This window comes from Polaribacter sp. (assembly GCF_036480315.1).
Classification (GTDB): Bacteria; Bacteroidota; Bacteroidia; order Flavobacteriales; family Flavobacteriaceae; genus Polaribacter.
Genome location: NZ_JAZGGG010000033.1, coordinates 125,370 through 140,719, shown reverse-complemented (window position 1 = coordinate 140,719; position 15,350 = coordinate 125,370). Strand labels below are relative to the sequence as shown.

Annotated in this window: 9 protein-coding genes; 7 read left to right on the top strand and 2 right to left on the bottom strand. The window is 31.0% G+C overall.

Annotated features, from left to right (window positions below; translation table 11 throughout):
• Positions 1-8 precede the first annotated feature (8 nt).
• Entirely contained in the window at positions 9-1,379 is a 1,371-nt protein-coding gene (locus V3V28_RS06660) for an MFS transporter (protein WP_331364238.1), read from the bottom strand.
• 130 nt (positions 1,380-1,509) lie between these two features.
• A complete protein-coding gene (locus V3V28_RS06655) occupies positions 1,510-2,532 on the bottom strand; it encodes a LacI family DNA-binding transcriptional regulator (protein WP_331364237.1) in 1,023 nt (340 codons plus the stop codon).
• 199 nt (positions 2,533-2,731) lie between these two features.
• On the opposite strand from V3V28_RS06655, the gene V3V28_RS06650 reads away from it, so the two are divergent.
• From V3V28_RS06650 to V3V28_RS06620, 7 genes are all read left to right on the top strand, one after another.
• Positions 2,732-5,650, top strand: a complete 2,919-nt coding sequence (locus tag V3V28_RS06650; protein ID WP_331364236.1) for a SusC/RagA family TonB-linked outer membrane protein — start codon at positions 2,732-2,734, stop codon at positions 5,648-5,650.
• A gap of 10 nt (positions 5,651-5,660) precedes the next feature.
• Complete coding sequence (locus V3V28_RS06645; protein ID WP_331364235.1) at positions 5,661-7,274, top strand: RagB/SusD family nutrient uptake outer membrane protein; 1,614 nt, start codon at positions 5,661-5,663, stop codon at positions 7,272-7,274.
• Positions 7,275-7,292: 18 nt separating this feature from the next.
• Positions 7,293-8,399: a SusE domain-containing protein gene (locus V3V28_RS06640; protein ID WP_331364234.1), complete on the top strand. Its 1,107-nt coding sequence runs from the start codon at positions 7,293-7,295 to the stop codon at positions 8,397-8,399.
• A gap of 28 nt (positions 8,400-8,427) precedes the next feature.
• Complete coding sequence (locus tag V3V28_RS06635) at positions 8,428-10,104, top strand: SusE domain-containing protein (protein WP_331364233.1); 1,677 nt, start codon at positions 8,428-8,430, stop codon at positions 10,102-10,104.
• Between the two features lie 63 nt (positions 10,105-10,167).
• Entirely contained in the window at positions 10,168-12,933 is a 2,766-nt protein-coding gene (locus V3V28_RS06630) for an alpha-amylase family glycosyl hydrolase (protein WP_331364232.1), read from the top strand.
• Positions 12,934-12,949: 16 nt separating this feature from the next.
• A complete protein-coding gene (locus V3V28_RS06625) occupies positions 12,950-15,088 on the top strand; it encodes a T9SS type A sorting domain-containing protein (protein ID WP_331364231.1) in 2,139 nt (712 codons plus the stop codon).
• A 28-nt stretch (positions 15,089-15,116) separates the two neighbouring features.
• Complete coding sequence (locus V3V28_RS06620) at positions 15,117-15,296, top strand: hypothetical protein (RefSeq protein WP_331364230.1); 180 nt, start codon at positions 15,117-15,119, stop codon at positions 15,294-15,296.
• Positions 15,297-15,350 lie beyond the last annotated feature (54 nt).

The following is a 15,350-nucleotide window of genomic DNA, read 5'->3' as shown; positions in this document are numbered from 1 at the left end:
TTTAATTTTTAAATCTCTTCTTGATAACTAATTGCATTTTTATTGGTAATTAATAAATTACAGAAGCCTGCAATTATCAAACTAATTCCTGCAACTGTCATTGCATGAATAGCTTCTTCACCGAATAAACTTGATACATAATTGATTCCTCCTAGCGCAGCGATAATTTGTGGAATTACAATAAACATGTTAAAAATTCCCATAATTACTCCCATTTTCTTTGGATCTACAGAACTAGATAGCATTGCATATGGCATTGATAAAATACTACCCCAAGCAAAACCTATTAATACAAAACAGTATTTTAAATTTTCTGGTAAAGCATAACTCATCAATAAAAAACCTATACCTCCAAGAATCAATGAAAACATGTGTACATATTTTCTGTTAATGTTTCTTTTCGAAGTATAAAAAGTTAATAATAGCGCGAATACCATAGAAGATAAACCATAAATACCCATTGCAGAACCTACTGAATTAGAAGATTCTTGAAATTTTGTATTTGCAATTTTAAACGCTTCTGCTTGTACTGAATCTGCCATATTAAAAGTAGCTTCTACCGGAGCAGGAGTATTATAAATATGCTCTGTTAAGGCTGGATTTGCCATAGACCACATCGTAAAAAATGCAAACCAAGAGAAAAACTGAATGACTCCCAATTTTTTCATTGTAGTTGGCATGCTTCCAATATTTTCTAAAATATCTGGAATAAAATTGTTCTTTTTTGCTTTTTCAAGTTTGAATTCTTCCATGTCTTCTGGCGGATATTCATCCGTTGTAAAAACGGTATAAAGAATACTTACTAAAAACACAAAAGCTCCAATTGCGAAAGCAACTTTTACAGACATAGGTACAACGCCAGATGCTGCTTCATTACTTACTCCAAATTGTGATACCATCCAAGGTAAATTACTTGCAATCCAAGTTCCAATACCTATAATTAATGTTTGTACAACAAAACCATAAGATCTTTGAGATTGTGGTAATTTATCAGCAACTAAAGCTCTAAATGGCTCCATAGAAATATTTATAGAAGCATCTAAAATCCATAGAAAACCAGCTGCAACCCATAATGCAGGAGAATGAGGAACAAAAAACAAGGCTAGTGAGCTTAAAACAGCACCTACTAAAAAGTAAGGTCTTCTTCTACCCCATTTTACACTCCATGTTCTATCACTCATATAACCAATAATTGGTTGTACAAGTAAACCTGTTAAGGGTGCTGCAATCCATAGCAAAGGAATATCTTCCTTTCCTGCTCCTAAAGTTTGAAAAATTCTTGACATAAATCCACCTTGTAGGGCGAATCCAAATTGTATTCCTAGAAACCCGAAACTCATGTTCCAAATTTGCCAGAAGCTTAATTTACGCTTTTCCATTATCGAATATTACGATAAGTTTTTTGACTTATCAATTAATAAATTTTGTGGAATGTAATTTATTGATAAATCTTTTTAATGTTTCAAATATAGATTTTTTTACGGAATCTATAAAAAGAATATAAAAAATCTACGACGACGATTTCGTAGATTCTCGTAGTTTTAAGTCACTAGAAATCACAATCTTTTTTGGTTTAAAAGTATCCGTTTCATTTTCTATTCTTTCTATTAATAGTTCAACTGCTTGCTGCCCCATTGTAAAACCATGTTGTGCTATTGTTGTAATTGAAGGTGATGAATATTCAGAAATCAAACCATCTGTAAAACCAATGATAGAAATATCATCAGGTACTTTTAGTCCTTTTTCTTTTGCAATTCTCATTGCGTTGGCCGCGTAAATTTCATTTACTGCAAAAACGCCATCAATATCTTGTTCAAAAACTTTTTCTATTTGTTTTTTAATATCTAGATCTTCTTCAATTTCAATAATTAAATTAGTATCTGTTTTAATGTAGCTTTCTATCAAAGCTTTTTCATACCCCTGCCTTCTTAAAGTACCTACATTTACATGTTTAGGTGTTGTTATTAAAGCAATTTTTTTTCTTCCATTATCTAACAAATGTTTACTCGCTTTATAACCCGCACCCACGTCATCTACTACCACTTTATCGCATAAAATCTCATCTACAACTCTATCAAATAAAACTAAAGGAATTTCTTCTGAAACTAAATCTAAAAAGTGCTTAAAGTCTTTATTTTTAAGGGTTTCATTTGCTATAGAAACAATTAAACCATCTACACTTCCATTAGACAAAACCTTTAGTGTTTCTACTTCTTTTTTATAAGATTCATTAGAGAAACAAACCATTATATTATAACCTTTTTTATTAGCTACTTCCTCAATACCCATAATGACTGTAGAGAAAAAGTGATGCACTATTTTTGGTAAAATAACACCAATTACTTTTGTTTTTTGGGTACGTAATTGAAGCGCTAAACTATTAGGTTTGTAGTTATAAAGATTAGCATAAGCTTGAATTTTATCTTTAGTGTCTTTACTAATTTCATGACTATCCTTTAAAGCCTTTGAAACTGTTGAAGTAGAAACACCTAATTCTTTCGCTATTGTTTTTATGGTAATTTTTTGTTTCATTATTTTTTAAAAGATAGTTGTTAAAGTTATTTTTTGTTAATCTAATGATAATTTAGTAAAAAAGTTGTCAACACGAAACCGATTTCGTGAATTTTATAATATTGAAAACATTAGTCTTATATCTATATTTACAGAGTGGAATGTAAGTTTATTGTTAACACACAAGTCAAATTTACAGTTATTATTTAACAAATTATACATGAAAAAATTTAAATTATTTTTAATTGGTATTCTTTTAAGTACATCTTTTACGATGTTTGCTCAGCAAACAGTAAAAGGTATTGTAAAAGAAAAAACAACTGGCGAACCTTTACCTGGTGTTAGTGTAGTGGTTAAAGGCACAATAAAAGGTGCAGAAACCGACTTTGATGGAAACTTTATATTAGATAAAATTAAAACTGGCGATGTTCTAGTTTTTAGATATTTAGGATATGCTAGCAAAGAAATTACTATTGGAACTAACTTTAACATAACTGTTGAGTTAGATGAATCTTCAGAACAATTAGATGAAATAATTGTAGTAGGTTATGGTACTACCACAGTAAAAGACGCTACAGGTTCTGTAGAATCAATAACCGCAAAAGATTTTACAAAAGGGAATATTGTTACACCAGAAAATTTATTAAGTGGTAGAGTTTCTGGAGTTAGTGTTACTACAAGTGGCGCTCCTGGTTCTGGATCTCAAATTACAATTCGTGGTGGTTCTTCTATTGGAGCTTCTAACAACCCATTAATTATTATTGACGGCTTACCTATTGAAGAAAGCGGAGTTGCTGGATCTAGAGGTGTATTAGCAAGTATTAACCCAAATGATATTGAATCATTTTCTGTTTTAAAAGATGCTTCTGCTACTGCAATTTATGGTTCTAGAGCCTCTAATGGTGTAATTATCATTACTACTAAAAAAGGTAGAAAAGAATATACTTTAGATTTAGACATGCAATATACTTTTGGTGAAGTATTAGATAGAATAAATGTTTTCTCTGCAGATGAATTTAGAAACCTAGCAACACAAAGAAGACCAGGTGATGTTGGTTTATTAGGTGCAGCAAATACAAATTGGCAAGATGAAATTTTACGTTCTACAGTATCTTCTCTGTACAACGTAACTGCAAAAGGTCAAATTTTTGGTGCAATACCAACAAGATTATCTATAGGGTTTGCGAATCAAGAAGGAGCTGTATTAACATCTCAATTTGATAGAAAAACAGTTTCTCTTTCTATGAACCCTTCTTTATTTAAGGATCATTTAAAAATTAACTTAAACTATAATAGAGCTTTTGAAGACAGTCGTTTTGGTGACTCTGGTCAAATAGGAGCTGCTTTGCGTTATGATCCTACGCAACCTGTATATGATGCTAGTTCTCCTTTTGGTGGATATTACCAACATAGAAATGGAGATGTAGTTGCAAACGGAACACAAAACCCTGTTGCTGCTTTATTATTAGCTAACAGTAATGGTTTTAACTTTAGACAATATGGAAACTTAAATTTCGATTATAAGTTTCACTTTTTACCAGAATTAAGAGCTGTAATAAACGCAGGTTTTGATAAAACAAAAGGTTCTTCAAGTTTTTTAAGCGATTACCAAATTGGTAATGCAGATATTGTTCAGCAATTTGCAGGTTCAGAATCTAGCGGAACTCAAGAAAGATCTAATGAATTGTTTGACAGTTATTTAAATTATCTTAAAGAATTTAAAGACTTAAAATTAGATTTAACAGCCGGATATTCTTACCAACGTTTCGAAAATTTTGGTGCAAATACAGGTAACTTAAGAGATCCTAATTCATTTGGAACTACGTTTGCAGATCCTGATGTTGTAAATATTGGTTTCTTTGGTAGAGCAAAATTCTCTTACCTTAAAAAATATTTATTAACGCTTAACTTTAGAAGAGATGGTACTTCTCGTTTTAGTGAAGATAATAGATGGGGTAATTTTGGTGGAGCAGCAATTGCTTGGAATTTAAGTGATGAAGATTTCTTAAAAGATTCTAATGTAGTTTCTAACTTAAAATTAAGAGCTAGTTATGGTTTAACTGGTCAACAAAATTTACCAGGAGTTAATGATTTATATTTAGACAGATATCGTTTTGGTAATGAAAACTCAAGATATTTATTTGGCAATGCTGCTGTACAATCTACAATTCCTTCAGTTGTAAACCCAGATTTAAAATGGGAAGAAACAACAACTGTTGAGTTTGGTGTAGATTATGGTTTGTTTGATAATAGATTTAATGGATCTGTAAGTGTTTTTCAAAAAACATCTGATGATTTATTATTTAACGCAGCTTTGCCTGATGGAACCAATTTTGGTAACAGTGCCATTCAAAATATAGGTCAATTACAAATTAAAGGTTTAGAATTCACTTTAAACGGAGATATAATTAAAAGCGAGGATTACAATTGGAATTTCACCTTTAATGCAACTTATTTAGATAGAGAAATTACTGAATTAGCAAACGACCAAGATGTTAGAACTGGTGGAACTGCTGGTGGAACAGGTAATACTATTCAATTATTAAGAGAAGGTTTTGCACCTAATTCTTTCCATGTGTATAAGCAATTATATACTACTGCAGGTAAACCAATTGAAGGAGCTTATGCAGATTTAAATGGAGATGGTATTATTAATGATGATGATAGATACTTAAAAGAAAACCCTAATGCAGATGTTACTTTAGGTTTTCAATCTAATTTTAATTACAAAAATTTTGATTTAGCTTTTAACTTAAGAGCAAGTTTAGGAAATTATGTATATAACAACGTAAACTCTTCTAGATCTCAATTCGAATTATTAAAAGACAATGCAGTATTAGGAAACTTACCAACTTCAGTATTGAATACCAACTTCTTAAGAACTTCAGATGTAATTAATTCTGATATTTATATAGAAGATGCTTCTTACTTAAGAATGGACAACGTTACTTTAGGATATACATTTAACAACCCAATTAAAGCATATTCTTATAGTAGTATAAGATTATGGGCTGGTGTTCAAAACGTATTTACTTTAACAAACTATAGCGGTTTAGATCCTGAAGTATTTAATGGAATTGATAATTTAATTTACCCAAGATCTAGAAACTTCTTAGTTGGAGCAAATATTAAATTTTAATAAAAACAAGATGAAAAAATATATAAAAACAATAAAAAATCTATTCGTTGTTATTTTGTTAACATCAGTAGTTGCTTCTTGTACAAAAGATTTAAACATTGTACCAGAAGATGATCAAACTGTTTTAAGTGATGCGCTTTTCGAAAATGAAAGTGCTTATTTAGAAGTTTTAGCAGGAGCTTATGCCAATTTATCTTTAACAGGTGTTGATGGGCCAGGAAGTTCTAACATTCAAGGATTAGATGCAGGAACAAGCCAATATGGTAGAACACTATTATACCTGCAAACACTTTCTGCAGATCAAATGATTTGGTCTTATGAAAATGATCCAGGAACAAGAGAAATTCAACGTAATGTTTGGACAGCTCAAAATCCTTTAATTTTAGGTATGTTCAGTAGAGCTATGGTTTCTGTTGCTTTTTCCAACAACTTTCTTCGTGAAACAACTACAGAAAAATTAGATGCAAGAAATGTAACTACAGCAACTAGAGCAGAAATAGTAACATTTAGAGCAGAAGCAAGATTATTAAGAGCACTTGCCTATTATCACATAATGGATTTATATGGTAAAGCTCCAATGGTTTTAGAAACAGATCCAACGGCAGGTTTTAATCCTACACAAGTAAATCGAGCAGAATTATTTACTTTTATTGAAAGTGAATTATTAGCAATTGATACAGACTTAATGGCTCCAAAAACCAATCAACATGGTAGAGCAGATAAAGCTGTAGCTTGGATGATTTTAGCTAAAATGTATTTAAATGCAGAAGTTTATATCGGACAAGATAAATATACTGAAAGTTTAGAAGCTAGTAAAAAAATAATAGGAGCTGGTTTTGCATTAGCAACTAACTATGCACATTTATTTATGGCAGATAACAATACTAATTCTGCAAATAATGAAATTATTTTCCCTTTAATTTCTGATGGTTTAATTACACAAAACTACGGACCAACAACTGTAATTATTAACGGTCAAATTGGAAGTTTAGAAGCTAATGGTACTGCTTTAGGAGTTGGCGCATCTGGTTGGGGTGGTGCTTTAAGAGTTAGAAAACAATTTGCTCAATTATTTGATGGTGGAACCTTTTCTGGAGACGAAAGAAATACAATCATTTCTGGAACAAGAAGTATAGAAATTTCAGATATATCTGATAAAGACCAAGGTTATGTTATCGAAAAATATTCTAATGCAACCTCTACAGGAACTTTTGGTTCAGACCAAACTTTTGTAGACACAGATTTTCCATTATTTAGATTAGCAGATGTATATTTAATGTATGCGGAAGCTCATTTAAGAGGTGGTTCTGGAGGAACAAATGCAGATATGGAAGCTTATGTTAATTCTTTAAGGTCTAGAGCTAACAATCCTCAAAATAATTTAACGGCTACAGATATTACTTTAGACTTTATTTTAGATGAAAGAGCAAGAGAATTACATTGGGAAGCACATAGAAGACAAGATTTAATTCGCTATGGAAAATTTACAGGAGGTAATTACAACTGGGCTTGGAAAGGAAATGGTAGTAATGGTATTTCTTTACCTGCTCACATGAAGTTATACCCAATTCCAGCTGCAAGTTTAGCTTCTAATCCTAACTTAACTCAAAATACTGGGTACTAATTTTAAAACAAGTTACAAATGATGAAAAATATAAAAAGATTTTCAGCAATTACACTTATTGGACTATTTTTAGTAATGTTCAATTCTTGTGATGATACAACTGAAACATTCATGATATCAACACCAACGGCACCTATTTTGGCTGAATTAAATTTCACTGAATTAGAATTAGATGCTGTTAATACAAACAACCCTGCTGTTACTTTAAATTGGAATGAAGCTACTTATGGACAGCAAGCTGCAATTAACTATGCAATTCAGTTTTCTAAAGATGATGTATTTACAGAGCCTATAACTGCTTCTACAATTACTGGGCAAAGTTCAATTACTTTATCAGTAAATGAAATTAATGCTGCTGCAGGAAATGCTGGATTAAACCCTTTTACATGGTCTGATATTTATGTGAGAATAGTTTCCTCTTTAGGTACACAAAACAATGAAACGACTAACTCTAATGTAGTAAACTTTAAAGTATACCCTTACTTTAATTACGTTTTTAATGATTACTACTTAGTTGGTGATGCTACTGCTCCAGGTTGGAATAATAATAACAATAATCCAGCTTTATTTAGAGATGCTACAGACAGTAATACATTTTATTACACTGGTTTCTGGGCAGATAATGGTCATTTTAAAGTATTACCTAATAAAGGGTTATGGCATCCACAATATGGTACTGATGATGGAACTTCAACTTGGGCTACAACTGCAACTGTTACAAACCCAGAACCAGAAAGAATGCCTTATGGAGGTGGAAATGGAATTACTGCAGGGTTTTATACGTTTAAAATAAATTTTGCAAGTAATACTTTTACATTTGAAACATTTAATGCTAGTGGTATTATGAGTCCTGCAAGTTTATCTATAGAAGGAACAAATAACACAAATGTTGCAATGTCTGCTTTGACTTTTGATGGTCATATATGGTTTGCAACTAGTGTAAGATTAAAACCTGGAGATTTAGAATTTGTAACTGGCGCTGGAAATAGATGGGGAAGTACAACTTCTTTTTCTGGTGTAGCAACAGATGGTGGTGGTGCAATACCAGTAATTGTAGAAGATGATTATGATGTATGGTTTAATGATTTAACAGGTCGTTTTATCTTAATTCCTTTGAATTTATAATATCAATTTAACTTATAATAGATAAAAGATGAAAACTTATTTAAAAAAATTAAGCTATTTATTTTTATCACTAACTCTTTTATTAGGAGCTTGTGAAACAGAAGAAAGCTTAACAATAACAAGTCCAGATCCTGTGTTTGAATTAAACACACCAGGCATAAGCAGTATATTTTTAAATTTTGCTTTGCCAAACAACCCAGCATTTACAATTTCTTGGAAAGATCAAATTAATGCTGGCATAGATTATACTGTAGAAATGGCTACAGATGATACTTTTACAACTCCGGTTAATTTAGGTTCTACAGATAAGAATAACTTCTCTATGACTGTTAATGAATTTAACAACGCTATTATTAGCACTGGTAATACAGATTTTAGAGACATTGCAATTTACATGAGAGTAAAATCTGGAGATAATATTACTAATACAATTTTATTATTAGTAACTACATATCCTGTAAACGCACCAACATTTAAAGATATTTCTAATGGTGATTCATTTGTTTTAACTTTAGATAAAAATGATGATGTTGCTGTAAACATTAACTGGGAAGACCCAATTTTAGATTCTTCTTTAGCAGTTGATGTTGAATATGTTATTCAAGCAGCCGCACCTAACACAAGTTTTGCAACTCCAATAGAAGTTGGTAAGGTTAAAAACATGAGTACAATTTCTTTAACCAATGCTCAATTAAACAACATTGCAATTCAATCTGGAATACCTGTTGATACAGCTGGAGATTTAGAATTAAGAATTGTAGCAACAATTACTGATGCAGCTTCTAATACTAATTTAGAAAGAATAAGTGACACATTAACCATTAATGTTACTACATACTTAACAGTTTTAGATTTATCTACTACTTGGGGTATTGTTGGTTCTGCTGCAAATAACTGGGGCGCAACTCCAGATTTACCAATGTTTAAAACTGATGTTGCAGGAGTTTTAGTAGCTTATGTTAATTTAACAGCAGGAGACTGGAAATTTAGAGAAAATAATGATTGGGCTAATAATTTAGGATCTGGAGGCGCAGCAGATGATGCTGTTTCTAACGGTGGTAATTATACAACAACCGCTGGTTCTTTTAAAATCACTCTAGATTTAAACACTAATAAATACACAAAAGAAAGTTTTTCTTTAGGTATAGTAGGTGGAGCCTATAATAATTGGGGAGCAACACCAGATTTCATGCTAGAATATGATCAATATTCTGATGTGTTTAGAGGAATTGTTACACTTATTGATGGTGGAATGAAATTTAGAATGAACAATGATTGGGGAACTAATTATGGAGATGATGGCGCAGATGGAACAATTGAATTAAATGGATCTAATATAAATGTAACCGCAGGAATTTACATTGTAACTGTAAATTTAAATAATCAGGAATATACATTAGAAAAAATAGATCACGTTTGGGGAATAGTTGGTGAAGCTTATAATAACTGGGGAGCAACTCCAGATGCACAATTTACAAGAGATTGGTCTAAACCTTTTAATGACATTTGGATATTAAATGATGTAACATTAATTGATGGAGAATATAAGTTTAGAGCCAATAATGATTGGGGAACTAATTATGGCGATGATGGAAACGACGGAACTTTAGATAATGGAGGAGCAAATATTGTTGCTATTGCAGGAACCTATTCTTTTGTATTAGATTTCTCTGACCCAGCGAATCCAACGTATACAATAAATTAAATTTTATTAATTTTACAAAGGCTGTCTATAAAAGATAGCCTTTGTTTTTTTTACATCTTTCCTATGAAAAAAATCACTTTACTTTTAATCTTTATTTCATTTTTAGGTTTTGGACAAGTACAAAATGTAACTTTTAGTGTTTCTCCTTCAACATTTGAAGAAACAGATGCTATTACCATAACAGTTTCTAATGTAACACCTGCTACTTGGGGAGTTTCAGATATTTATTTATGGGCTTGGTCATATGATATTGATGATACTAATTCTATGGATTCTCCAACAAACGGAAGTTGGACAAATTCTAATGAAGCACAAAAACTAACAAACAATAATAACGGTACTTATTCAATAACTTTTACACCCACAACATTTTATAATAGGACAGATCTTGGCCGTATTGGGATGTTAATAAAAGCAAAAGATGGTTCTGGAGATAAAAAATCACAAGATCAATATTTTGAAGTTGGGGCTTATCAATTAACTTTAAATTCTCCTTCATCTGCAATTACAATTCTAAATTCAGGCGAAACATTGCCAATTAACGCAACTGTATCCTTGCCTGCTGATTTCAATTTAAAAGCAAACGGTACTTCTATAGACCAAAAAACAAATATTACAACATATAGCTTCTCTCCTACTGTTACAGAAACTACAAATTACATTTTAGAAGCTACAAATAATGGAGAAACTAAAACCGTTACTTTTCAAGCAATCGTAAAACCTACAGTTCCAGAAGCTGCTGTTCCTTCTGGAATGAAAGATGGAATTAATTTAAACACTTCAGATAACACAAAAGCAACCTTGGTCTTTTATGCACCTGGCAAAGAATTTATACATGTAATTGGTAGTTTTAATAATTGGCAAATAAATGACACTTATTTACTAAAAAAAGACAGTGCAAAAAATCGTTTTTGGATAGAACTTACCGATTTAACTCCACAAACAAATTATTCTTATCAATATATAATTGATGCAGATATAAAAGTTGCAGATCCTTATTCTACGGTAGTTTTAACAGAGCATAATGATCAATATATAAATGCAACAACATATCCAAATCTACCAAGTTATCCTGTAGGAAAAACAAATCATGCAGTAACTTTATTAAGAACGGGTGATGCCGCTTATAATTGGCAAACAACTAATTTTCAAAAACCTGCAAAAACAGATTTAGTAATTTATGAACTTTTAATTAGAGATTTTGATGAATTACATAGTTATGACGCTGTAAATGCTAGATTAGATTATTTACAAGAATTAGGTATAAACGCCATAGAGTTTATGCCTGTTATGGAATTTGATGGCAACGAATCTTGGGGGTACAATCCTTCTTTTCACATGGCTTTAGATAAATATTATGGTAATACAACTTCTTTTAAACAACTTATTGATGAATGTCATAGAAGAGGAATTGCTGTTATTATTGATGTTGCTTTTAATCATGCTTCTGGGCAAAATCCTTATTACAGAATGTGGAACACAGACAATGGTGGTTACGGCGGCCAAGCAAGTACAGACAGTCCTTTTTTTAATCAAACTGCAACACATTCTTACAGTGTTTTTAATGATTTTAATCACAGTAAACAAGCTGTTAAAGACTATGTGAAAAGAGTTTCTCAATATTGGATTGATGAATATAAAATTGATGGTTTTAGATGGGATTTAACAAAAGGGTTTACTCAAAATTGTTCTTCTGGTGATGATTCTTGTACAAATGCTTACCAACAAGACAGAATTGATGTTTTAAAAGAATATGCAGACTATCAATGGGAAATTGACCCAAATTTTTACATTATTTTTGAACATTTAGGAACCAATAATGAAGAAACACAATGGGTAAATTACAGATTAAGTGAAGGTAAAGGAATTATGGTTTGGGGAAATCATAATAACAATTACAATCAAGCAACAATGGGCTTTGGTAATGATTCAGATTTTTCATGGATATCTTATAAAAACAGAGGTTGGTCTGTACCAGCAAATGTGAGTTATATGGAAAGCCATGATGAAGAAAGATTAATGTATAAAAACATAGAATTTGGTAATTCAAACGGAAGTTATAATATTAGAAATTTAAATACAGCTTTAGATAGAGTAGAATTAGCAGGTGCTTTTTATTTTACTGTACCAGGACCAAAAATGATTTGGCAATTTGGAGAACTAGGTTACGATATCTCAATTAATCAAAATGGAAGAACTGGTAATAAACCTATTTTATGGAATTATTTAGCAGACGAAAATAGAAGAGCAGTAAAAGAAACTTGGTCTAAATTAATTCAATTAAAACTTAAATATGATCTTTTTGAAACATCAGATTTTTCTTTAGATGTTGGCAATGCTAATGGGTTAAAAAAAATTCACTTAACAAATCCTAATGCAACGGATTTACAAAGCATGGTTATTATTGGAAACTTTGGTGTTACCACGCAAAATATTAACCCTACATTTCAGCAAACCGGAACTTGGTATGATGTTTTAAATGACAACCAAACTATTACAGTTACTAATACAAACTCATTAATTAGTTTGGCTCCAGGAGAATTTAAAGTCTATGGTAATAAACCTACAACACTTTCTAATAAAGGTATTGCTTTAGACAAAAAAAAATTATATCTGTACCCAAATCCTACTTCAAGTTCTTTTATTTTATCAAAAGAAGTGCAAGAAGTTAGTGTTTTTGACATTACAGGAAAACAAGTTAAACAGTTTACTAAAAACGTTCTAAAAAACAATATATATTTAGTAACAGATTTAAACAAAGGAATTTACTTTGTTAGAATTAAAGAAAATAACAATAAAGTAATTACCAAAAAATTAATTATTAACTAATCTAAAAATGAAAAAAATGAAAAAAAATTATCTTTTAACAATTTTTGTATTATGTTTTACCGCAATTAGCTTTTCACAAGCAAAAACTTATTATTGGAGAAATCCAGATGCAATTAACGGAAATTGGGAAGTAACGGTAAATTGGTGGAACTCTACTGATGGACTAGCTCAAATTCCTGCAGGAGGGGAAATCTTAAGAATGGACAACAATCATGAAACCACAATGACTAACGATTTAGCTGCAACAAATCGTCATCGAATATTTTTTGATGCTACTGCAACAACTTCAAGAACTATTGGAGGAGTAACAGAAAATACTTTCTTTGATTTTGGTGGTAATAATCCAAAAATAGAAAACTCTTCTACTGCATTACATACACTAAATTTTCCTATGAAAATTGGATATAATCCAATGGAAATAAACCCAGTAAATGGAGATTTAACATTAGGTGGTAATCTTGATTTTCAAGGAAACTTTCTTGATATCTATGGAGATAATACAAAAATATTAACTTTTAATGGTACTCTTTCTGGTACAGGTGGAATTTCTATTCAACAAAATAGTAAAGTTGTACTAAATACAGCTAGCACTTTTACAGGTCAAGTTACTGTTAATAGAGGAGATTTAGAAGTTAATGCAGATATGGCAGGTGGTATAGAAGTAAATAATGATGGTAATCTTCTGGTAGATGCAGATTTAACGATTCCATATTTAACTTTAAATAATACAGCAACAGTTACCATTAAAGCAGGTAAATCAATTACCATTTCTGGAAATTTAACAAATAACTCTAGTAATGCTATTTTAGTTGAAGCTGGAGCTTCATTAATAGTTACTGGTACTGCAACAGGAAACATTACCTACAATGTAGCTGTTTCTGATACAAATTGGCATTTAATTTCGGCTCCAGTTGTTGGTGAGCAGTATAATGATGCTTGGGTTACAACAAATTCAATTCCAACAAGCACGCTAGATACAGGTAACAAAGCTATTGCTACTTATGATAATACGTCAGTTGATACAGATTCTGATGGCGCAGGAACTTCAGATTCTGCTACTGGACATTGGAGATATTTTGAAGGTGGTACTAATGTCACTTTTGGGCCTGGTGTTGGTTATTCTATAAAAAGGACTTCAGGCACAAATTATGCTTTTACAGGAACTTACCCTGATGGAACAAAAACACCTGCTATATCAACAAATGTAAGTGACTGGAATTTAATAGGAAATCCTTATCCTTCTAATATAGATATTGCAACTTTTATTACTGAAAATACAACTACTAATGATTTTATCGCAGATGGTTTTGATGCTATCTATGTTTGGAATGGTACTGCTTACACAGAATTAACAAGTGGTTCTATTCAACCAGGACAAGCTTTTTTTATTAAATCTAAAGTTGATGGTACTGCTAATATTACAGAAGCTATGCAAACTACTGTAACAGGTACTTTTTATAAAAGCTCTAATCCTTCAATCAGTTTAAATCTTTCTAACGGAACAAGTACTAAAAAAACAAAAATTAACTATTTAGATGGTAAAACCGCAAGTTTAGACCCAGGTTTTGATATTGGTATGTTTGATGGTGTAGCTTCAGGTATTAGAATTTATACGCATTTAATAGAGAATAATGAAGGAATTGCTTTCGCAAGACAAGCTTTACCTAATTCAGATTTAGAATCTTTGGTAGTTCCTGTTGGTGTAAAAGCTGCTGCAAATACAGAAATTACAATTTCTGCAGAAGCTTTAAATGTACCAGCTGGTATTAAAGTGTTTTTAGAAGATAAAGTAACAAATACATTTACACGTTTAGATGAAACGAATAGTAAATATAAAATCACTTTAACTGATGCTGTAAATGGAGTTGGGAGATTCTATTTATATACTACTCAAAGTTCTTTAAGTATTAAAGATGTAGCTTTAAACGGAGTTAGTATTTTTAAATCAGATGCTTCTACTATTAGAATAGCAGGTTTACCACAAGGAAAAACAACGGTTTCTTTATTTAATCTTCTTGGAAAAAAAGTAATGACAACTTCTTTTGAAGCTAAAGGTGTTAAAGATATTTCTTTACCCAAATTAGCTACAGGTATTTATTTTGCAAAAATGCAAACTGAAACAGGTAAAATAAGTAAGAAAATTATTTTAGAATAAAAACGAGAATTTCAAAAAAAGTAACATCATGAAAAAACAAATAAAAAATATAGATAATAATTCACAAGAAATTTCTCGTAAAGATGCCATTAAAAAAATTGGTAATTACGGTAAGTATGCAGCTTTAACAGCTCTTGGTACATATATGATTTTAAACCCACAAAAAGCACAAGCTCAAAGCCCAGAAGATCCTGGAACTGGTTTTTAATTTTATAATTTTTTTTAATAAATAATTCAGTCTGATGTATAAAAACATCAGACT